This window comes from Rhodanobacter sp. G2-10 (genome assembly GCF_055809185.1).
In genome coordinates this window covers 2,103,597-2,123,622 of record NZ_CM147900.1, presented here as the reverse complement: position 1 = coordinate 2,123,622, position 20,026 = coordinate 2,103,597, and the positions used below count along the sequence as shown (strand labels likewise).

Below are 20,026 nucleotides of genomic sequence, written 5' to 3'. Positions count from 1 at the left end.
GCGGGATCGACTCAGTGGTCGTCCCGCCGCTTCTCCACCACGTGCAGGCGCTGGCGCGTCGATGCGTGTGGCGCCCTCGCGCCGGCATCGTCCAGGCACACGCGATTGCGGCCATGCAACTTGGCCCGGTACATGGCCTGGTCCGCGCGTTCGATCAGGGCCTCCAGGCTGTCGCCGTGCTGGCGCAGCGCCACGCCGATGCTGATGCTCAGCATCTGCTTCGCGTCGCCGATCGGAATCTCCAGCCGGTGGACGCGGCGGCATAGCCGCGTCGCCACCTGCGTGGCCTCCTCGGCGGCGAGGCCGTCCAGCATGGCGACGAACTCCTCGCCGCCATGGCGCCCCAGCAGATCCCCCGGACGAAGTTCAGCAGCCAGCGTCTTGGCCACCGCGACCAGGGCGCGGTCGCCGGTGTTGTGGCCATGGTGGTCGTTGAGCAACTTGAAATGATCCAGATCGAGGAACAGTACCGCGACCGGACGTGACTGGTCGGCCGCCAGTACTGCGTTGGCGCGCTCGCCCCATGCGCGGCGATTCAACGCGTGCGTCAGAGGATCGTGATCGGCCAGCACCTGGACCACGTCACGGTCCTGGCGCAGCCGCAGTGCGCGATCGGCCAGGCCCAGTGACAGCAGCAGCGCCTCGAAGGCGCCGCCGGCGAGGCTGGCGTCGTTGAGCCAGTCGAGCTGCGGCAGGGCCCCGTTGACCTGCGCACTGGTCGCGGCGGTCAGCAGCAGCAACGGGGTCCAGCCGGCAAGGAAGAACCAGGCCTGACGCGAACCACGCACGGCCGCGACGATGGCTGCCACCAGCAACAGCAATGCGCCGATCATCAACAGCGGATTGAGCAGCACTTGCGCCAGGGAGATCAGCAGCGGGATGCCGCTGCAACGCATCAGCACCAGCTGGATCATGCCCACGGCCACGGCCATCACCGGTACCCGCAGCAAGCTGGCGTGACGCTGCAGGTCGCAGAAGCGCATCATGAACAGTGAGGCGAACGCCACCGAGAGCGCCACGGCAGCACTGCCGACCATCCAGCTCTCGCCGGCCAACCATTGCCATTCCAGCGGATGGAACACGAAACCGGTCTGGATGCCCTGGATCAGCGCGTAGCAGACGATGTAGCCGGCGTACCACGCATAGGTGACGTCGCGCAGCATCAACGAGAAACACAGCGCCATCAACACCATGGCCAGCATCACCGCGAAGCAGGCACTGGCGAACACCAGCCATTGCGCATCGCGCTGCAGGAATTCAGCCCAGGGCAGGATGCGGAACCGCATCGGTGCGCTCAGCGTTTCCGCTGGTTCCAGCCGCAGCAGAATGAGCGACGATGCGGGCCTGGTTGAGGGTATGTGCCAGGCGAGCCGGCCGTGCCCGTGGGCAACCGCGCTGAAATCGTCCATTGACAGCACATGGGTCTGGTCGCCATCCACCACCGTGACCGTGCCCATCGGAGCCGGAAAGATGGTCAGCACGCGCTCTTCGTTGTCCCACGGTGGCTGTGCTGCAATCACCACCCAGGTGCCGAGAGCGCTGTGTGGAAACTGCTTCAGCAGCGACGGGTCGAAGGTCTTGAGTCGTCCGGTCCGGTAGGCGTCCAGTACCTGGTGCGGCGTGTCGCCCGGGCTGACCTCGTGCCAGCCTCCATTGAGCTGCATGCCGGAAGCATGGGCAACGCCGAACCACAGCAGCAGCAGACCGAACACATAACCGCACCCGCGCCGTCGACGGCGATGGGTGGGTGGCAATGTGGTCGTGATCCGCTTCTTCACTTCGCGTTCCCTGACTTGCTCGGGCACCCACGGCAGGTGTGGTGTTCCATTGGCGCACGCCATGCCTGCACGCATTTCCGTTTGCGTCTGCGGCGTTCCGCCATGCACGCCCCGCCCATGCGCGGGACGCACCGCGCAATCACGCAAAACGCCAACTCACAACGCTGCATGATTTGTCACGAAAATGTCAAGCACGGTTCGTGCCATCACCCTGATCGAACTTGTGTGCCATCTGCATGGTCCGAAATCGATTGTCAGTTTGGGGTGAGGATCGGTCCGGATCCCAATGCGCCCGGAATGGCACAAATTGGACGCATGCGGTCACCTGGGGGGATCAGCAGCCGGAATGGCCCCGGCTTGAGCTCGTCATGGACCCGGACGTGAGGAGCCAGAAGCCCTGTCGGCCGCGCGCAGCCGAAAAACACCGGATTCGTGCGTTCGCAGGACGGAATGGCAGAGCTTTTGCGCGTGGGCAAGCGTCTCTGGGATCAGGGATCGATCAATCCCGGGTGCCCGTCGCGGACATCGCCCCTCATGCCGGCCGCCGCGCCCCCAGCAACACCAGCACTTCCTGCGCGCTGCGGATCCGTTCGCTGGCGCCGGGCAGGTCGAGGATGACCTTGAGCTTGTCCTGGCCATCGAGCTTGTATACGCGCGGCAGGCTCTGGATCAGCTTGATGATCGCCAGCGGGTCGACCTCCGGCTTTTCGCGGAAAGTGATGCGGCCGCCATTGGCGCCGAAATCCAGTTTGCGGATGCCGAGCGGAGTGGCCATCAATTTCAGGCTGGCCACGGCGAACAATTGCTTGGCCGGTTGGGGCAGCAAGCCGAAGCGGTCGATCATCTCCACCTGCAGGTCACGCAGCTCGTCTTCGCTGCGCGCGCTGGCGATGCGCTTGTACAAGGTCAGGCGCGCGTGCACGTCACCGAGGTAGTCGTCCGGGATCAGCGCGGGCAAGTGCAGCTCGACTTCGGTTTCGTGCTCGCTGCTGAGGTCGAAGTCCGGGACCTTGCCGGACTTCAGCGCGCGTACCGCACGATCCAGCAGTTCGGTGTACAGGCCGAAGCCGATCTCCTGGATCTGGCCGGACTGTTCATCGCCAAGCAGTTCGCCGGCGCCGCGAATCTCGAGATCGTGCGTGGCCAGGGTGAAGCCGGCACCGAGTTCTTCCAGTGATGCCAGTGCCTCCAGCCGCTTCTGCGCATCCGCGGTGATCGCCTTGCGATCCGGCACCACGAGATAGGCATAGGCTCGATGGTGCGAACGACCCACGCGCCCGCGCAACTGATGCAACTGCGCAAGGCCGAAGCGGTCGGCACGATCGATGATGATGGTGTTGGCGGTCGGGATGTCGATGCCGGTCTCGATGATGGTGGTGCACACCAGCACGTTGAAGCGCTGGCGATGGAAGTCTGCCATCACGCCTTCCAGCTCGCGTTCGGGCATCTGGCCATGGGCGACGCGGATGCGCGCTTCGGGCACCAGCTCTTCGAGTTCGCGCACGGTGCGCTCGATGCTCTGCACCTCGTTGTGCAGGAAATACACCTGTCCGCCGCGCGACAGCTCGCGCTGCAGTGCCTCGCGGATGGTGGCCGGGTCCCATGCCGAGATGAAGGTGCGCACCGCGGAACGATGGGCGGGCGGCGTGGCGATCAGCGACAGGTCGCGCAGGCCAGCCATGGCCATGTTCAGCGTGCGCGGGATCGGCGTGGCGGTGAGGGTCAGCAGGTCGACTTCCGCCCGCAGCTTCTTCAGTTTCTCTTTCTGGCGCACGCCAAAGCGCTGCTCCTCGTCGACGATGACCAGGCCCAGATTCTTGAACTTGATGTCCGGCTGCAGCAGCTTGTGCGTGCCCACGATCACGTCGATCTGGCCGTCCGCGAGACGCTTCAGCGCGTCGCTCACTTCCCTGGTCGATTTGAAGCGCGACAACACGTCCACCCGCACCGGCCAGTCCGCAAAGCGGTCGGCGAAGTTGCTGTAGTGCTGCTGTGCGAGCAGGGTGGTCGGCACCAGTACCGCCACCTGTTTGCCGGCGGTGGCGGCAGCGAAGGCGGCACGCAGCGCCACCTCGGTCTTGCCGAAGCCGACGTCGCCGCAGACTACGCGGTCCATCGAACGTGGCGCGGCAAGGTCGTCCAGCACCGCTTCGATCGCGCTCTCCTGATCCGGTGTTTCCTCGAAGGGAAAGGTGCTGCCGAATTCTTCCGTCAGCTGGCGATCGATCGGCAGCGGCTCGCCGCCGCGCGCCTGGCGTTGTGCGTAAATCGCCAGCAGTTCGGCCGCCACGTCGCGCACTTTCTCGGCGGCTTTTTTGCGTGCGCGTTCCCAAGCATCGCCACCCAGCGAGTGCAGCGGCGCCAGTTCCGGCGCCGTGCCCGAGTAACGGCTGACCAGGCCCAACTGCGACACCGGCACATACAGCTTGTCGCCCTTGGCATATTCGATGGTGAGGAACTCGCCATCCATGCCACCCACGTCCATCGAAACCAGCCCCTGGTAGCGTCCCACGCCATGATCCACATGCACGATCGGCGCCCCGGGCGTGAGCTCGGTGAGGTCGCGGATGATGCTTTCGGGATCACGCGCGGTGCCGCGCCGACGCTTGCGGTCGCGCTCGCTGCGTACGCGCTCGCCGTACAACTCGCGTTCGGTGAGCACGACCAGCGCGGGCTTGGTCAGCGCGAAACCCTGTTCCAGGCTTGCGATGGTGATCGAGAACCTGGCTTCGTCGCCGCCGCCTTCGGTGCGCAGGAACTCGGTCCAGCCATCGACGTTGCGCGGCGCCAGTCCGGCGCTCGCCAGGGTTTCGATCAAGGCTTCGCGCCGGCCTGCCGAATCCGCCGCGATCAGCACGCGACCGGGGTAGCTGGACAGGAAGTGCTTGAGCGCCGCGCCCGCTTCCTCGCCCTTGCGGTTGAGTGGCAGTTCGGGCGCCGGTTGGGTGGCACTGTCGACGGCATGCTCATGCGCCGCGTCGACAAACTCCACGCGCAGGCGCTTGTTGAATTGTTCGCGCAACTTTTCTGGCGGCAAGTACAGCTCGGCCGGCGGCAGCACGGGCCGTTCAATGTCGTGCGCGCGCTGGTCGTAGCGCTCGGCGGTTTGCGCCCAGAACTGGTCGGCCGCCTCCCCGGCACCTTCACCCAGGACGAACAGCGCATCGTCGGCGAGATAGTCGAACAGCGTGGCAGTCTGTTCGAAAAACAGCGGCAGGTAGTACTCGATGCCACCCGGCGTCACGCCTTCCTTCATGTCCTGATAGAGCGGGCAGCGGCGCACGTCGATGGGAAAGCGTTCGCGCAGGTTGCCACGGAAGTTCTTCGCGGCTTCGTCGGTGAGCGGGAACTCGCGCGCGGGCAGCAAATCGACATGATCGACCTGTTGCTGCGAGCGCTGGGTTTCCGGGTCGAAGCTGCGGATCGACTCGACTTCATCGTCGAACAACTCGATGCGGTACGGGTCAGCCGTGCCCATCGGGAAAATGTCGAGCAGGGCACCGCGTACGGCAAAATCGCCCGGTTCCGCCACCTGCGGCACGTGGCGGTAGCCGGAGGCTTCCAGTCGGCGCTGCTCGCTGGCCAGATCGAGCTTCTGGCCTTTCGACAGCACCAGGCCCGAGCCGGTGATGTGGGATCGTGGCGCGATCCGCTGCATCAGCGTGGCCACCGGCACCACCAGCACGCCGCGGCTTACGTTCGGCAACTGGTACAGCGTGGCGATGCGCTGCGAGACGATTTCCGGGTGTGGGCTGAACGCGTCGTACGGCAGCGTCTCCCAGTCCGGGAACTGCAGCACCGGCAGGCCGTCGGCAAAGATCGCCAGTTCCGATTCAAGCGCCTGGGCGCGCTGGGTATCGCGCGCCACCACGACCACCAGACCCTCGTGGGTGCGCGCCGCCTCGGCCAGCAACAGCGCACGGGCCGAACCGTGTGGCGGGATCCAGTAGCGGCGTTGCCGGGGTGTGTTCGGAAGTGGCGGGTGTTTGATCAGGCTGGGCATAGGGTCGCGCATGCAGGGCGCCGCCATCGAGCCGCGCCGGGGAAAGCGGACAAGTGTAACGCGATGCTTCCTGCCGGAGGCTTGCAGCGTAGGGCGGGCTCTGCCCGCCGGTCGTTCTGCGGCGTGACGACGGCGGGCAGAGCCCGCCCTACGGCATGGGTGCGGTGCCTGGTGCATCCGGAATCATGCGTTGGGCGAAACCCAGCGCGCGACACACTTGCGCATCATCCGCACGCGTACGAGTTTCCTGACTGCGTGCCGGGTCCGCGTAGGGCGGGCTCTGCCCGCCGGCTGTTCTGCGGCGTGGCGATGGCGGGCAGAGCCCGCCCTACGGTATTGGCGTGGTGCCTGGTGCATCCGGAATCATGCACTGGGCGAAACCCAGCGCGCGACACACTTGCGCATCATCCGCACGCGTACGAGTTTCCTGACTGCGTGCCGGGTCCGCGCAGGGCGGGCCCTGCCCGCCGGCTGCTCTGCGGCGTGTCGATGGCGGGCCGGGCCCGCCCTACGGTATTGGCGTGGTGTCTGGTGCATCCGGAATCATGCGTTGGGCGAAACCCAGCGCGCGACACACTTGCGCATCATCCGCACGCGTACGAGTTTCCTGACTGCGTGCCGGGTCCGCGTAGGGCGGGCCCTGCCCGCCGGTCGTTCCACGGCGTGGCGATGGCGGGCAGAGCCCGCCCTACGGCATGGGTGCGGTGCCTGGTGCATCCGGAATCATGCGCGGGGCGAAACCCTGCGCGCGACACACTTGGGCATCATCCGCACGCGTACGAGTTTCCTGACTGCGTGCCGGGTCAGCGTAGGGCGGGCTCTGCCCGCCGGGTGTTCCGCGGCGTGACGATGGCGGGCGGAGCCCGCCCTACAGCTTCAGCGTGATCAGCGCGGTGCCTGGTTCATCCGGAAACATGCGCTGGCTGAAACCCAGCTCGCGACACAGTTGCAGCATCGGACGGTTCTCGTGCAGCACGTAACCCCACACTTCATACACGCCGCGCTGGCGGCAGTCGTCGACCAGACGCTGCATCAGCAGTGCACCCAGGCCGATGCGGCTCCAGTCATGCTCCACCAGGACCGAGAACTCGGCCGTGTCGGTCGCCTCGTCCACGTAGATGCGCCCGACGCCGCGCATTTCGGTCGGCCGCGCGGATTCGTCCATCAATACGTAGGCGTTCTCGCGCGCCGGATCGATCTGGCACAGCTGCTGCGCCATCGGCAGTGGCAGTTCCGACATGGCGTGCAGGAAACGACGGCGAACTTCTTCCGGCGACAGCCGCGTGAAACAGCGCTGCATCGCCGCCACATCGCCTGGCTCGATCGGACGCAGCAGCAGGTCGCGGTCATCCTGGGTGCGCACCCGCTCGCCGGTTGGCGCAGATGCCGTGCGTGGCGCAAAGCGCTTGCTGGCGCGCGGTGGCAAGGAGGCGTAACGGGTGGGGACGGAAAAGTCGACGGCGGGAATCATGGATGCTCCATACTTTTGCGTATTGTGTGCACTGCAGCATCATTTTGCAATGGCTACTTCGCTGCAATCAAAGGCCATTCGGGCGAAACCGATGTCACGAAGCGTCCATCCTGCTGCGGCACCGCACGCCGCGGGCGGGGCAGACAGTGGCGTTGACAGCCTGCACAATGTTTGCGGATTTCGATGAGGCGAGACATGACGAACAAGCGGGGCAGGGGCATCACCGTCGCCCAGTTGCAGGCGCTTTGCAGCGACTGGCCCGGCGTCACGCGTGACATCAAATGGGGCGACACCCTGGTATTCAGCGTCGGCGGCAAGATGTTCGTGATGACGCACGCCGACGGTCGCGAAGACGGACGCCTGGCGTTCAAGGTGGCGGACGAGCGTTTCCTCGAACTCACCGACCAGCCCGGCGTCATCCCGGCGCCCTATCTGGCGCGGGCGCGCTGGATCGCGGTCACCGAGCCTTCGCGCTTCACCACGGCGGAACTGCAAGCGTTGCTGCTGGACGCCTACGCCGCGGTGCGCGCGAAGCTGTCGAAGAAGACGCAAGCTGCGCTCGGTCGACTACCCGCACTAAGGATGCCCTGATCTGTTCAGCACAGGCGGCATGATGTCCAGAAGGTTCGCAGGTGGGAGTGCGTGACGCAGCCAAGGCTGGCTGCCTTGGCAAGCCGCGCGCTGCCGCATCCGGGCCTTCTGGACATCACCCCTTGTCATCGATTTCCATCCGTTGGGCCGGTTGTGTCTGCCCACATCTGTGCGACGCACCGTCTGGGCAGGCGGTCAGCCTGCCTTCGTCGGCGCGCCACGCAGCTGCGAGCAGACACAGCCGGTGACGCCTGCGTTGAATAGATCAGAGCATCCCTAACGGCAACGCGATGAAACAGCATCTTGGCGCGCTGGCGCTGCTGGTCGCCGATTACGACGAGGCGATTGCCTGGTACACCCGCGCGCTGGGTTTCGAGTTGGTCGAAGACACGGACATGGGCAACAACAAGCGTTGGGTATTGCTGGCACCGCGCGGCTCCAGCGAAACGCGGCTGCTGGCGAAGGCGAATGATGACGAGCAAGCCTCGCGCATCGGCAACCAGACCGGCGGCCGTGTGTTCCTGCTGCTCAACACCGACGACTTCCAGCGCGACTGGCAACGCATGCGCGCCGAAGGCGTCCACTTCCGCGAGGAGCCACGCCACGAGGCCTACGGCACGGTGGCGGTGTTCGAGGATCTGTACGGCAACGGGTGGGACTTGCTGCAGCTGGCCCGATAGGGAATGGCCAGCGACCGCGTGCACGGCGTCGCTGGCAACGCTCGATCAGCCCAGCATCTTCAGCAGCGCCTGCGCCGCCGGTTCGGACGACGCCGGGTTCTGGCCCGTGATCAGCAGACCATCGGTGACCACGTGGGGTTGGAAGTCGCCAGCCTTGCTGTAGCGGCCGCCGTTCTGCTTCAGCATGTCTTCGACCAGGAACGGCACCACCTCGGTCAGGCCGACGGCGTCTTCCTCGGTGTTGGTGAAGCCGGTGACCGACTTGCCCTGGACCACGAAATGGCCGTCCGACGACTTCACGTGGCGCAGCACACCCGGTGCGTGACACACGGCGACGACCGGCTTGCCTGCTGCCAGCATGGCTTCGATCAAGGCGATCGAGTCGGCGTCTTCGGCCAGGTCCCACAGCGGACCATGTCCGCCCGGATAGAACACCGCGTCGAATTCGCCTGCGGCGACCTCCTGCAACTTGTGCGTACCGGCCAGCGCGGCCTTTGCCGACTGGTCGCCCTTGAAGCGGCGCGTGGCGTCAGTCTGTGCCGAGGGGTCGTCGCTCTTGGGATCAAGCGGCGGCTGCCCGCCGCGCGGCGAGGCGAGTATGACTTGCGCGCCGGCGTCCTTGAACGCGTAGTAGGGCGCGGCGAATTCTTCCAGCCAGAAGCCGGTTTTCCGGCCGGTGTCACCCAGCTGATCGTGCGAGGTCAGAATCATCAGAATTTTCATGGATACCTTCTTTTGGATAGGGATCGGAAGCCGTTCGTGCAGTGGATCGGCGAAGGGTCATTCGTTGGCGACGCGCACCACCAACTTGCCGAAGTTGCCGCCGGTGAGCATGCCGATAAAAGCTTGCGGCGCCCGCTCGAGGCCGTCGACGATGTCTTCGCGGAACTTGATCTTGCCCGCTTGCACCCATGGACTCATCTGCTGCATGAATTCGCCATAACGATCGCCGTAGTCATCGAAGATGATGAAGCCCTGCATGTGGAGGCGCTTTGCCAGGATGTTTCCCATCAGCAGGCCCAGCCGATCGGGCCCGGCGGGAAGCTCGGTGGCGTTGTAGTTGGCGATGAGCCCGCACACCGGTATGCGCGCCGAGGTGTTGAGCAGCGGCAACACGGCATCGAACACCGCCCCGCCGACGCTCTCGAAATACACATCGATGCCATCAGGACAGGCCGCAGCCAGTTCCGCGGCGAAGTCCGCGCCGTGGTGATCGATGCAGGCATCAAAGCCCAGCTCCTCGACCACGTAGCGGCATTTTTCCGGCCCGCCGGCAACGCCCACGCTGCGACAGCCCTTGAGCTTGGCAAGCTGGCCAACCACCGAGCCCACGGCACCACTGGCCGCTGCCACCACCACGGTTTCACCGGCCTTGGGCTGGCCGATGTCGAGCAGCCCCATGTACGCGGTGAAGCCGGGCATGCCCAACACGCCCAGCGCCAGTGACGGCGTTTCCATCTTCGGGTCCAGCTTGCTCAAGCCGCTGCCATCGGACAGCGCGTGGTCCTGCCAGCCGCTGAAGCCGAGCACCAGGTCGCCTTCCTTGAAACCCGGGTGCTTCGAAACCTGCACCCGCGACACCGTGCCGCCGACCATCACGTCTCCGACGGCCATGGGCGCGGCATACGACTTGGCGTCGCTCATGCGGCCGCGCATGTAGGGGTCGAGCGAAAGATAGAGCGTGCGCAGCAGCAACTCGCCATCGGCCGGAGTTGGCAGCGGGTGTTCGCGCAGGCGGAAGTTGTCGGGTGTGGGTGCGCCGACTGGGCGGGAGTTCAGCACGATGGCGCGCTGGGTGGTTGCTTTCGATGACATCGAGGGTGCCTCATGGGGAGATGACGGGGCAGCGTAGGCCAATGCGTGGTGGCGCAAGGTGAAGGTTGCGCGGGGTTCCGATATTGTGTGGGGGCGGTGTTTGCCGTGTACGGTGATGGCGTGTGCGTGAGACTGGTTTGCGTTGGGCAATCGCGGCTGCTGGGGATTTTGCTTACTCCGCTCCGGTTCCGGGCTGTGATCTGCGTGAGCCCCTAGTGCAAAGCAAGAGCTTTCGTGCGCCTGCGGCGCCCGAGTTACTTTCTCTTTGCGTGGCCAAAGAGAAAGATAACCAAAGAGAAAGGCCACCCCGCTTGGCGCTTGCCGCCCATCCATGGGCGGCAAGTCCGTGAGCCGGGGCCGGGCTTTTCGACAGCACATCCCTGTGCTGGCGAAAAGGCATCGACTTCCTGTCGATGCCCGCTGCGCGGCCTGTCGACCCCGACTCACCGCCGCACAGGGGCCCCGGGTAGAGCAGCGGGCCATCCTGGCCCGCACTCTTCAGAAGATCCCAGGCAACAGCAAAAGCTCGCCGCAGCGGCGCTATTCTTCATCTGGATGAAGGGCCGGGCACAAGCAAGGCGGATAGTCTGCTATCGACCCTTTGCTGACATCACAGCAACGCGCTAGCCTTCAGGCAACAACATTTCCGTGTAGCACCCGAAGTGGCGTGGAGCCTATGCTGGCAACTGAGATTCACACGCTGGATATCCCCCGGCTCTTCACCGACTTCGCGCAAGAGATCAACGAAAAGCATTGGCTCCGCCAAGTTAGTGAAAGCAAGGCCGCTATACGCGGCAATCCGCTCCTTAAGAAACTCTTGGAAGGCGAATATGAGATCGCATACCAACTCTCTCGCATGAGCGAGTTGGCGCATCGGTACGGCAGCATTCCCTCTGCACTCTGCGCTGACCGTTCGGCTTATCCGGCCGTAGCCTTTATGGCGCAGGCGCTGTCGGTCATCCGCGGATTGGCGCCAGCCGAAGCAAATCAGGTCCGGGGACGCGTGACAGGCGCCTTCAAGAATCCAGAGGACATGCGGGCACTTCGTATGGAGTTAACCACGGCAACTCACTTCATCCGCAGAGGTAACAAGGTTAGCTGGCCGGAAATAACAGGTGCCGGTACGTTCGATCTTTTGGTCGAAGATGTGGGAATTGGCGGCCTCGAGGTCGAGTGCAAGTCGATTTCGAATGACAAGGGCCGGAAAATCCATCGGAGGGAAGTTCTCGATTTTTATGCATTGGTAAAACCGATGGTCACGCGTGCCATTGCGGAGCTCTCACGGGGTCTGTTTGTTGTGCTCAGCGTGCCAGATCGACTCCCCAAAACGCATGATGCCCGCGTGAACTTAGCCAAGTGCTGTTGCACGGCGATCTTTAGTCATGCGAGCGAGGTATTCCCGGAAGGAATGAGTTTTCGGGTTGGAGAATTTGACCCCTCAGAGCTTGGAATCACGACCAGGGGCGTGATCGAGGCTGGAAGTCGCAGCGCGATCGATCGCATTACCGGAACGCAAAACCGGGAAGTTACAATTCTCGGTACGCAGGCTGGGGGAGTGTTCGTTTTGGTCGTGCAAAGCGAGAAAGACGATACGTTCCTAGACGCGATGTTCGATAGCTTGCGCAAGGCCGCTCGCGATCAGGTAAGTGGCCGACGAGCGGCTCTACTTGTATCAGGCCTCGACGGAGTGGATGGAAGTGACCTGCGATCAATTGCCATGGAGGAAGAGGATCCCAGAAAACCACCAACAGCGATACGAGTAAAGGTAAGTCGATTCTTAGAGTCTGACGCGCGACGCCACCTAATGGGAGTCGCGTTCTTCAGTGGCTCTAGCATGGTGCCGCAAGAGCGTAACGTAATCAGTATGGCCGGTAGTTCGTACTTTTTCGCTCAGCGAAATTCTAACTTTTGGCATGGGGATTTCGACCGAATATTCAATTCCGAGTAGTACTGCAGCGAGAGTCTGCTCTTGGCTCTCCCGCTCTCGCCGCCGCGCAGCGGCGGCGTACGGAGTGCGCGCCAGGATGGCGCGCTGCTCTACCCGGGGCCCCTGTGCGGCGGTGAGGTGGGGACGACAGGCCCGCAGGGGAGTCGACAGGCGAGGGCATGGATGCCCGAGTTGAGGCAACGCAGGAGCGGTTGCCCGAGGTCGACTCCTTTTCGCACGGGCAGGACGCCCGTTCGAAAAGCCCGGCCCCGCCTCACGGACTTGCCGCCCATGGATGGGCGGCAAGCGCCAAGCGGGGTGGCCTTTCTCTTTGGTTATCTTTCTCTTTGGCCACGCAAAGAGAAAGTAACTCGGGCGCCGCAGGCGCACGAAAGCCTTTGATCTAATCAACGTTGGACAACGAAAACTTGGATTCCAGCGTACCCGGTGTGCGATCGCCATTTTGAGGCCGCAATGCAAGAGCGTCGCGCACAGGGTGCGCTCCTACAGGTGGATCCGGAGACATTGCGAGCTTGTCGCGCAGGCGCCACGAACGTGGATCAGAAGTCGATGCCTCGGCACTACCAGATCAAATCATCCGGCACTTCAAACTGCTTGTAGTACTCGTCGTCGGCATCATTGCCACTGCCCCCTTCAGCACGACCATGATCAAGCACGATCATCGCTCCGTCCCGTTCGCGCACCTTGTCGGCAGCAACCCGCGGCAACAATTCGTAACCTTCTCCGTGGCGCACGATCACCAGCGTGCCCGCCGCCAGCTGCGCGCGCAGCGACTCATTGACCAGCACGTCCCTGATCCGGTCGCCGTCGGTGAAGCGATAGGCGATCTCGCCTTCGCGCTTGACCTTGTGTGTCTCGACGATCTGGCGAATCTGCGCGTGTGCTTCGTGGACACGGGCCAGCGCATTGCGCTCGGCCGCGATGGCGCGATCATGTTCGGCCTTCTCCGCTTGCAGGCGCTGCACTTCCAGTTGCTCGGCGCTGGGCGCGGCCGGGCCCTTGCCCTTGTGTTTCCTGGCCTGCTCGCGCACGACCTGGGCGGCCTTGGCCTTGTTGACCAGACCGGCCTTGAGTAGTTGTTCCTGCAGGGGATTGCGCATGGGAAAGGCTATTCGTGGTGCGTAACGGGCTGGGCAAGTTTAGCGCGGTCGTTCGACGGAAACTGCGGCAGCTCAGTCCGCGTTGTCGGGCTCGAAGAAGCTCCAGCGCACCTCGCTGAACTCCGCTTTCATCGCCGCCTCGACGGTATTGATCATGGCGATCATCTGCTGGTCGCTGGCGGCCGGCTGCATGCGCGCCTTGACGGCGACCATCACCTCTGCACCCATCTGCAGGGTGATCAGGTTGAGCACCTGGGCGATTTCGGGGCGGCGTTCGAGGAAGCCCAGCAGTTCGGCGCGGCGGCGTGGTTCCACGCCCTGGCCGATCAGCAGCGCCTTCACCTCGATCGCCACCAGGACTGCCACCACAATCAGCAGCACGCCGATGGCGATGGTGCCGGCGGCGTCGAACATCAGGTTGCCGGTGAGCATGGTGGCGCCCACGGCGAGGGTGGCCAGGCACAGGCCGACGAGGGCGGCCAGATCCTCACCGAAGATCACCAGCAGTTCGCTGGAGCGGGTCTGGCGGAACCAGGTCCACAGGTTCTGCTCGCCGCGGGCCTTGTTCACTTCCACCAGGCAGCCGCGCAGGGAGATGCCTTCGACCACGATGCCGAACAGCAGCACGCCGATCGCCAGCCACGGCCACTTCAGCGGCTCCGGATGGGTCAGCTTGTGGATGCCCTCGTAGACCGAGAACATGCCGCCGACGCTAAACAGCAGGATCGCGACCAGGAACGACCAGAAGTACAGCGCGCGGCCCCAGCCCAATGGGTATTCATCGGACGGTGGGCGCTTGGCCTGGCGGATGCCGAGCAGCAGCAGGCCCTGGTTGCCGCAGTCCGCCAGCGAGTGCACGGCCTCGGCCATCATCGCGCCGGAGCCGGTGACGAGCGCGGCGACGAGCTTGGCGACGAAGATGGAGAAATTGGCGCCCAGCGCGAGCAGGATGGCCTTGATCGGGTTGGCGGCGTGGCCGGACATGGTTCGGTTCCCTTGACGTAGGCCGCGCAGTTTAAGTCACGGATGCCGTGATGTTTCGCGTCGGAGCGCACCCTGTCCACAGGGTCTTGCTTCGGTGTTGCGCGATGCTTTTTCGTTACCTGACCGGAAGGCATCGCGCACAGGGTGTGATCCTGCAGGCGTGGGCTGGGGTTTTGCGGTCAGCGGATGCCGACGCCCACGCCGACCCCGAACCTGAAGTTGTTGCGGCCTCTACCCATTTCCTCGGCGGTCCACACGTGCGACTGGCTCACGTCGACCAGCGGGAACAGGTAGTCAGCCTCGCCGACCTTGCCGGCGCGGGTGCCGTTGAGTTTGCCGTCGACGGTCATCAGCGCGCCAGACGGATAGTCGAGCGGTTCGACGTAGCCGCGCATGACGGCGATGAATCGGCCATTGCCGCTGTCATTGGCGCGCGGGCGCTGCGAGGAATCCAGCGGGTAGGCGAGCAGTTCGATTTCGCTGTGGTCGGGGAAATTGCTCACGTGGACGATGCGCCCGCCCCAGACCACTTCGTTGCCGCTGAAGCGCTCGGGCGTCTGCGCCACCTGGCCGGGGGTGGCCGCCACGGCGCTGCCGCTGGTCTTGTAGATCGGCGCCGGCGCGCAGGCGGCGAGGGCGAGCAGTACGGCAGGCAGGGCGAGTCGGATCAGAAGCGAGGCGGGGCGGTTGCGCATGGTCGTGATTCCTGGTCGGACGCTGGCGGTGGGATCAGCTTAACGGCGGTTGGACGTGTGCGGTAGTCGCGAGGCGGGCAGCGGGCTGGGGGTATTCAGCTGGGTGCGGGCTTCGTCCAGCAGCCAGTCCAGTTTCCATTGGGCTGGCTGATCCTGGCTGAGCAGGGCGGCGAGCGCGCGCAGCGGTTCGCGCAGCACGTCGTCGAGATTCCAGGGTGCATTGAGGATCACCATGCCGGAGCCGTTGAGGCGCAGCGGCGAATCGTCCGGGTGCACCAGCAGTTCGGCGCGCAGGATGCGTTTCACGTCGATGTGCTGCAGGCGACGCAGGAACGGCTGCAACTGGCTGCGCAGCTTGATCGGATACCACACGGCATAGATACCGGTGGGCCAGCGCTGCAGGGCCGGCTTCAGCGCCTGTTCGATCAGTTTGTATTCGGCGTCCTGGGCCTCGTACGGCGGGTCGATCAGGACCAGGCCGCGCTTTTCCTTGGGTGGCACCAGCGCTTTCAGTGCCTCGTATCCGTCGCGCTCGTGCACATGCACCTGCTGATTGCCGCGGAACAGATCGCGCAGCTTGCAGGCCTCTTCCGTGTGCAGCTCGCACAGCTGCGCGCTGTCGCCCGGACGCAGCAACCGGGCCACCTGCAGCGGCGAGCCGGGGTAGCGCTTCAGCCCTTGCGCGTTGTCGTTGCTGCCCAGGATGCTGGCGCGCCAGCGTTGCAACAGCGCAGGCACCTTCTCGGCAGGGTGCAGCCGCGCAATGCCGTCCTTGTGCTCGCCCGTCTTGCCCGCCTCGAAGCCGTCCAGCGGATAGTTGCCGCTGCCGGCGTGCGTGTCGATGTAGCAGAACGGCGTCGGCTTGGCCTGCAGCGACTCGATCAACGCCAGCAGCACGGTGTGTTTCAGCACATCGGCGAAATTGCCGGCGTGATAGGCATGGCGGTAGTTCATGGCGTTCGCGATGGGCGGGGATGACAAGTATAGATGTGCCGGCGCCTCACTCTGCGCGTTGCGTCACAGCGCGCCATAACCTTTCGTGCACGTCGGTCGGCGCAGGCTTCGCTTGTTGCATCCTGCAACCGGTCGGGCAGCGGACCGATCGTCCCTCAGAAGCGGAGAATCACCATGGCAATTTCATCCAGAATTCTCGTCGCCACCCTCGCCCTCGGCTTGTCCGTCGCGGCTTCCACCGTCATGGCGCGGGCCAGCGCCGACGCCGCGCCTGCCCCTGCAAGCAGCAGCATGGGGCATATGGATCAAGGGATGATGCAAGGCAACATGCACGACAAGATGCACAACAAGATGCACCGCATGAGCAATGGCAGCATGCACATGATGCCGGCTACGGTGACCTCGGTCGATACCAGCACCGGCAAGGTGGAAGTGAATGCCGGCGGCATGGCACTCACCGTGCATTTCCCGCCCAAATCCGTTGCGAATCTCAAGGTTGGCGACAAGATCACGCTGCACATGGGTTACACCAAGTAGTCCACGCTGCATGACCATGCCCGGTCCATCGGGGTGGGTGATGGCCGTGGCCCAGCCTGAACGCGGGTTCAGAGTTGAGTGCGGGCGCGCGGCCCTCTAAGCTCTCCGGGATGCGTCCCTTCCTGCGCCAACTGATCCACTCGCGTCCCGGCCGGGCCATGGCCTGGCTGGCATGGCTCGTTCTGGTCGCCAGCCCGGTTTACGGCGCGCCCGCGCCGGTGCCGGGCGGCAGCGCACATGGCGGCCACGTGGTGTCCCTCGTCAGCGACGAGGGGCACCCGGGCCAGCATGCGCAGGCGCAGCCGGTGGATCACTGCTGCATGGACCTGCATCCTGACGGGCACGCTGATGCCGGCGCTTGCCAGTGCGCATCGCTGTGCGCCAGTACGCTGCCTGACATGGTGGCTGTTACGCCCGGCCGCATCGTCGCCGCGGCGGCGCCGGCTTGGCGCGGTAGCGTCAGCGCGCCACAAGGCACCCATGTCCGATTGCTGCGGCCGCCCGCAGCCTGACTTTCCCGCGTACCGAAGCACCCGTGGGCGACTCATTGCATGATCGTGGGCGCGGCGGGCAATCGTAACCGGCGTCGATCCCGATGCCGTGCCGGAGAGTTCCATGAGATCCCTTGCTTCCCCCGCCGACCTGTCGCGGCGGCGCTTTGTACAGGGCGTCGCCCTGGGCGGCGCCGCGCTGGGCCTCGGCCTGTTGCGCCCGTCGAATGCCTGGGCGCTGACCAGCCCTGGCCAGGCCGTTGCCTTGAGCGGCACCGACTTTGCGCTGGACATTGCCGAAACGACAGTCAATTTCACCGGCACGCCGCGGTCGGCGGTCACCGCGAACGGTGGCGTGCCGGGGCCGCTGCTGCGCATGCGCGAAGGCAGCACGGTCAACCTGCGCGTCACCAACCGGCTGCGCGTGCCTACCTCGATCCACTGGCACGGCATCCTGCTGCCGTTCCAGATGGATGGCGTGCCCGGCCTGAGCTTCGACGGCATCGCGCCGGGCGAAAGCTTCCTGTACCAATTCCAGCTGCGCCAGAGCGGCACCTACTGGTACCACTCGCACTCCGGTTTCCAGGAACAGAATGCGCTGTACGGCCCGATGGTGATCGAGCCGGCCGGACCCGAGCGCTATCCGGCCGATCGCGATTACGTGGTGATGCTCAATGACTGGACCGACGAGGACCCCGAGCGCATCTACGCCAAGCTCAAGAAGCAGAGCGACTACTACAATTTCGCGCAGCCGACCGTGCCGGATTTCGTCCGCGATGTGCGCGACAAGGGTCTGCGCCAGGCGTTGGCGATGCGCAAGATGTGGAACGAAATGCGCATGAACCCGACCGATCTGGGCGACGTCTCCGGCTACACCTACACCTACCTGATGAATGGCGCGCCGCCGGCGGGCAACTGGACCGGCATTTTCCGGCCCGGCGAGAAGGTTCGACTGCGCTTCATCAACGGCTCGGCGTCCACCTTCTTCGACGTGCGCATTCCCGGCCTGAAAATGACCGTCATCTCGGCCGACGGGCAGGATGTCGAGCCGGTGCCGGTGGACGAGTTCCGCATCGCGGTGGCGGAAACCTATGACGTGATCGTCGAGCCGCAGGAGGATCGTGCCTACACCGTGTTTGCCCAGTCGATCGATCGCAGCGGCTATGCGCGTGGCACCTTGGCGCCCCGTGCGGGCATGTCAGCCGAGGTGCCGGCGATGGACCGGCGGGTGTGGCTGGACATGCGCGACATGATGGGCGCCATGCCGATGGGCGACATGGGCCATGGTCATGGCCATGGGGCTGGTGGCGGCATGGATCACGCCGGCACCGCCGGCATGGCGCACGCGCCGGTGCCGGCCGTGCACCACGCGCGTGCCGAGTACGGCCCGGGCGTGGACATGCGCGTGGACATGCCGCGGACCAATCTCGACGATCCGGGCATCGGTCTGCGCGACAACGGCCGACGCGTGCTGACCTATGCCGACCTGCACACGGTGGGCGGCCCGATCGATTCGCGTGAGCCGGGTCGTGAGATCGAACTGCACCTGACCGGCAACATGGAGCGCTTCATCTGGTCGTTCGACGGCATCAAGTTCTCCGATGCCAAACCGGTGCATTTCAATACCGGCGAGCGTCTGCGCATCGTGCTGGTCAATGACACCATGATGAACCATCCGATCCACTTGCACGGCATGTGGAGCGAGCTGGAAAGCCCGGAAGGGGAGTTCCAGGTACGCAAGCACACGGTCAACGTGCAGCCCGCGCAGCGGATCAGCTACGCCGTGACCGCCGATGCGCCCGGGCGCTGGGCGTATCACTGCCACCTGCTTTATCACATGGAGGCGGGCATGTTCCGCGAGGTGGTGGTGTCATGAGCCGGGTTCCTCGAAACACCTCGATCATGACCCGGCGGCCGGCGCTGCTGGTCGCACTTTCACTGGCACTGCCGCTGCTGGCGGCGGCGCAGACCGCTGCGCCGGCATCGGGCAGCACGGCGCCAACCGGCACGGACACCATGGCGGGGATGGATCACCGCGCCATGCAACACACTGCCACGCCGGCTCACGCGGACACGGTTGCGCCAGTTCACGCAGAGCATCACGACGCGCTGTCAGAGACGGACCATGCTGCATCGGCAGCCGGGCACGATCACGCGGATCAGGATACGTCGCATGGCGATCATCAGCACACGCCGGGCATGCATCATGACGCGGCCCCGGATGCGCACGCGCTGTCGGGCATGACGATGGGGCCGATACAGGGCGGCAAGGCGCCGGCGGATGCACGCAGCGGCGATTATTCCGACGGCATCGCGGCCAGTCCCGCGCACCGGCTGCACCTTCACGGAAGTGCTCCGTCGAGCATGCTGCTGGTCAATCAGCTCGAAGCGGTGCACGGTCGCGAGGCCAGCGGACAGGGTTGGGAACTGCAGGCCTGGCATGGCGGCGACAGTGACAAACTGTGGCTGCGCAGCGAGGGCGAGCGCAGTCTTGGCAAGCTCGAGGACGGCAACCTGGAACTGCTGTGGAACCACCATATCAGCACGTTCTGGGGTAGTCAGTTGGGTATACGCCACGACTTCGGCGAAGGCCCGGCGCGCGACTGGGCTGCGTTTGGCGTGCAGGGTCTGGCGCCGTACTGGTTTGAAGTCGAGGCCACCGGCTACGTCGGGACGTCGGGGCGTACCGCGGCGCGCTTGCGGGTCGAGTACGAGATGCTGTTCACCCAGCGACTGATCCTGCAGCCGGAAGCGGAAGTCAATCTGTATGGCAGGAATGACCCGCAACGCCGCGTTGGCCGTGGCGTGTCCGATGTCCAGTTCGGCCTGCGCCTGCGTTATGAAATCCGCCGCCAGTTTGCGCCGTACGTCGGGGTGAACTGGGTGCGCCGGGTCGGTACCAGCGCCGACTATGCGCGCCAGGATCAGCAACCTGTTCTGGATCGGCAAATCGTTGCCGGTCTCCGCATCTGGTTTTGA

16 protein-coding genes are annotated in these 20,026 nt (G+C 64.9%); 7 read left to right on the top strand and 9 right to left on the bottom strand.

Annotation, left to right across the window (positions count from 1 at the left end; genetic code table 11):
- Nucleotides 1–11 precede the first annotated feature (11 nt).
- The 3 genes from AC0L58_RS09780 to AC0L58_RS09770 all read right to left on the bottom strand — a co-directional run bounded on the left by AC0L58_RS09780 (nucleotide 12) and on the right by AC0L58_RS09770 (nucleotide 7,252).
- Nucleotides 12–1,778 carry a GGDEF domain-containing protein gene (locus tag AC0L58_RS09780; protein WP_473682873.1) on the bottom strand — a complete coding sequence of 589 codons (1,767 nt, stop codon included), beginning with the start codon at nucleotides 1,776–1,778 and terminating at the stop codon, nucleotides 12–14.
- Nucleotides 1,779–2,310: 532 nt separating this feature from the next.
- On the bottom strand, nucleotides 2,311–5,781 hold the full coding sequence (gene mfd, locus AC0L58_RS09775; protein ID WP_473688680.1) for a transcription-repair coupling factor: 3,471 nt from the start codon (nucleotides 5,779–5,781) through the stop codon (nucleotides 2,311–2,313).
- 868 nt (nucleotides 5,782–6,649) lie between these two features.
- Nucleotides 6,650–7,252, bottom strand: coding sequence for a GNAT family N-acetyltransferase (locus AC0L58_RS09770; protein ID WP_473682871.1), 603 nt, complete (start codon nucleotides 7,250–7,252; stop codon nucleotides 6,650–6,652).
- A 195-nt stretch (nucleotides 7,253–7,447) separates the two neighbouring features.
- Here AC0L58_RS09770 and AC0L58_RS09765 point away from each other — a divergent pair, with 195 nt between their 5' ends.
- Both AC0L58_RS09765 and AC0L58_RS09760 read left to right on the top strand, forming a co-directional pair.
- The gene (locus AC0L58_RS09765; protein ID WP_473682869.1) at nucleotides 7,448–7,843 is read left to right on the top strand and encodes an MmcQ/YjbR family DNA-binding protein; all 396 of its coding nucleotides are present in this window, start codon (nucleotides 7,448–7,450) and stop codon (nucleotides 7,841–7,843) included.
- A 290-nt stretch (nucleotides 7,844–8,133) separates the two neighbouring features.
- On the top strand, nucleotides 8,134–8,523 hold the full coding sequence (locus AC0L58_RS09760; protein ID WP_473682867.1) for a VOC family protein: 390 nt from the start codon (nucleotides 8,134–8,136) through the stop codon (nucleotides 8,521–8,523).
- Between the two features lie 45 nt (nucleotides 8,524–8,568).
- Here the strand turns inward: AC0L58_RS09760 and AC0L58_RS09755 are convergent, their stop codons facing one another.
- Both AC0L58_RS09755 and AC0L58_RS09750 read right to left on the bottom strand, forming a co-directional pair.
- Nucleotides 8,569–9,246 carry a type 1 glutamine amidotransferase domain-containing protein gene (locus AC0L58_RS09755; protein WP_473682865.1) on the bottom strand — a complete coding sequence of 226 codons (678 nt, stop codon included), beginning with the start codon at nucleotides 9,244–9,246 and terminating at the stop codon, nucleotides 8,569–8,571.
- A gap of 57 nt (nucleotides 9,247–9,303) precedes the next feature.
- The gene (locus tag AC0L58_RS09750; RefSeq protein WP_473682863.1) at nucleotides 9,304–10,338 is read right to left on the bottom strand and encodes an NADP-dependent oxidoreductase; all 1,035 of its coding nucleotides are present in this window, start codon (nucleotides 10,336–10,338) and stop codon (nucleotides 9,304–9,306) included.
- Between the two features lie 667 nt (nucleotides 10,339–11,005).
- Between AC0L58_RS09750 and AC0L58_RS09745 the strand changes: the two genes are divergently transcribed.
- Nucleotides 11,006–12,286: a hypothetical protein gene (locus AC0L58_RS09745; RefSeq protein ID WP_473682861.1), complete on the top strand. Its 1,281-nt coding sequence runs from the start codon at nucleotides 11,006–11,008 to the stop codon at nucleotides 12,284–12,286.
- A 560-nt stretch (nucleotides 12,287–12,846) separates the two neighbouring features.
- Here AC0L58_RS09745 and AC0L58_RS09740 read toward each other — a convergent pair.
- The 4 genes from AC0L58_RS09740 to AC0L58_RS09725 form a co-directional block, all read right to left on the bottom strand.
- Complete coding sequence (locus AC0L58_RS09740; protein WP_473682859.1) at nucleotides 12,847–13,386, bottom strand: DUF2058 domain-containing protein; 540 nt, start codon at nucleotides 13,384–13,386, stop codon at nucleotides 12,847–12,849.
- 72 nt (nucleotides 13,387–13,458) lie between these two features.
- Entirely contained in the window at nucleotides 13,459–14,370 is a 912-nt protein-coding gene (locus AC0L58_RS09735; RefSeq protein WP_473682857.1) for a cation diffusion facilitator family transporter, read from the bottom strand.
- Between the two features lie 179 nt (nucleotides 14,371–14,549).
- Nucleotides 14,550–15,065 (bottom strand): Slp family lipoprotein, encoded by a 516-nt coding sequence (locus AC0L58_RS09730; protein WP_473682854.1) that lies wholly within the window; start codon nucleotides 15,063–15,065, stop codon nucleotides 14,550–14,552.
- Between the two features lie 39 nt (nucleotides 15,066–15,104).
- A complete protein-coding gene (locus AC0L58_RS09725) occupies nucleotides 15,105–16,019 on the bottom strand; it encodes a 23S rRNA (adenine(2030)-N(6))-methyltransferase RlmJ (RefSeq protein WP_473682852.1) in 915 nt (304 codons plus the stop codon).
- Between the two features lie 174 nt (nucleotides 16,020–16,193).
- Here AC0L58_RS09725 and AC0L58_RS09720 point away from each other — a divergent pair, with 174 nt between their 5' ends.
- The 4 genes from AC0L58_RS09720 to AC0L58_RS09705 all read left to right on the top strand — a co-directional run bounded on the left by AC0L58_RS09720 (nucleotide 16,194) and on the right by AC0L58_RS09705 (nucleotide 20,026).
- Nucleotides 16,194–16,556: a hypothetical protein gene (locus AC0L58_RS09720; protein ID WP_473682850.1), complete on the top strand. Its 363-nt coding sequence runs from the start codon at nucleotides 16,194–16,196 to the stop codon at nucleotides 16,554–16,556.
- A gap of 110 nt (nucleotides 16,557–16,666) precedes the next feature.
- Nucleotides 16,667–17,068 carry a hypothetical protein gene (locus AC0L58_RS09715; protein WP_473682847.1) on the top strand — a complete coding sequence of 134 codons (402 nt, stop codon included), beginning with the start codon at nucleotides 16,667–16,669 and terminating at the stop codon, nucleotides 17,066–17,068.
- A 103-nt stretch (nucleotides 17,069–17,171) separates the two neighbouring features.
- Complete coding sequence (locus AC0L58_RS09710) at nucleotides 17,172–18,923, top strand: copper resistance system multicopper oxidase (protein ID WP_473682845.1); 1,752 nt, start codon at nucleotides 17,172–17,174, stop codon at nucleotides 18,921–18,923.
- Nucleotides 18,920–20,026: a copper resistance protein B gene (locus AC0L58_RS09705; protein WP_473682843.1), complete on the top strand. Its 1,107-nt coding sequence runs from the start codon at nucleotides 18,920–18,922 to the stop codon at nucleotides 20,024–20,026. The genes AC0L58_RS09710 and AC0L58_RS09705 overlap by 4 nt, the downstream gene beginning before the upstream one ends.

Excerpts from the sequence above, each read along its gene's own strand:
- mfd (WP_473688680.1), bottom strand. The coding sequence starts at position 5,781 with ATGCCCAGCCTGATCAAACACCCGCCACTTCCGAACACACCCCGGCAA.
- AC0L58_RS09770 (WP_473682871.1), bottom strand. The coding sequence starts at position 7,252 with ATGATTCCCGCCGTCGACTTTTCCGTCCCCACCCGTTACGCCTCCTTG.
- AC0L58_RS09765 (WP_473682869.1), top strand. The coding sequence starts at position 7,448 with ATGACGAACAAGCGGGGCAGGGGCATCACCGTCGCCCAGTTGCAGGCG.
- AC0L58_RS09760 (WP_473682867.1), top strand. The coding sequence starts at position 8,134 with ATGAAACAGCATCTTGGCGCGCTGGCGCTGCTGGTCGCCGATTACGAC.
- AC0L58_RS09755 (WP_473682865.1), bottom strand. The coding sequence starts at position 9,246 with ATGAAAATTCTGATGATTCTGACCTCGCACGATCAGCTGGGTGACACC.
- AC0L58_RS09750 (WP_473682863.1), bottom strand. The coding sequence starts at position 10,338 with ATGTCATCGAAAGCAACCACCCAGCGCGCCATCGTGCTGAACTCCCGC.
- AC0L58_RS09740 (WP_473682859.1), bottom strand. The coding sequence starts at position 13,386 with ATGCGCAATCCCCTGCAGGAACAACTACTCAAGGCCGGTCTGGTCAAC.
- AC0L58_RS09735 (WP_473682857.1), bottom strand. The coding sequence starts at position 14,370 with ATGTCCGGCCACGCCGCCAACCCGATCAAGGCCATCCTGCTCGCGCTG.
- AC0L58_RS09730 (WP_473682854.1), bottom strand. The coding sequence starts at position 15,065 with ATGCGCAACCGCCCCGCCTCGCTTCTGATCCGACTCGCCCTGCCTGCC.
- AC0L58_RS09725 (WP_473682852.1), bottom strand. The coding sequence starts at position 16,019 with ATGAACTACCGCCATGCCTATCACGCCGGCAATTTCGCCGATGTGCTG.
- AC0L58_RS09720 (WP_473682850.1), top strand. The coding sequence starts at position 16,194 with ATGGCAATTTCATCCAGAATTCTCGTCGCCACCCTCGCCCTCGGCTTG.
- AC0L58_RS09715 (WP_473682847.1), top strand. The coding sequence starts at position 16,667 with ATGCGTCCCTTCCTGCGCCAACTGATCCACTCGCGTCCCGGCCGGGCC.
- AC0L58_RS09710 (WP_473682845.1), top strand. The coding sequence starts at position 17,172 with ATGAGATCCCTTGCTTCCCCCGCCGACCTGTCGCGGCGGCGCTTTGTA.
- AC0L58_RS09705 (WP_473682843.1), top strand. The coding sequence starts at position 18,920 with ATGAGCCGGGTTCCTCGAAACACCTCGATCATGACCCGGCGGCCGGCG.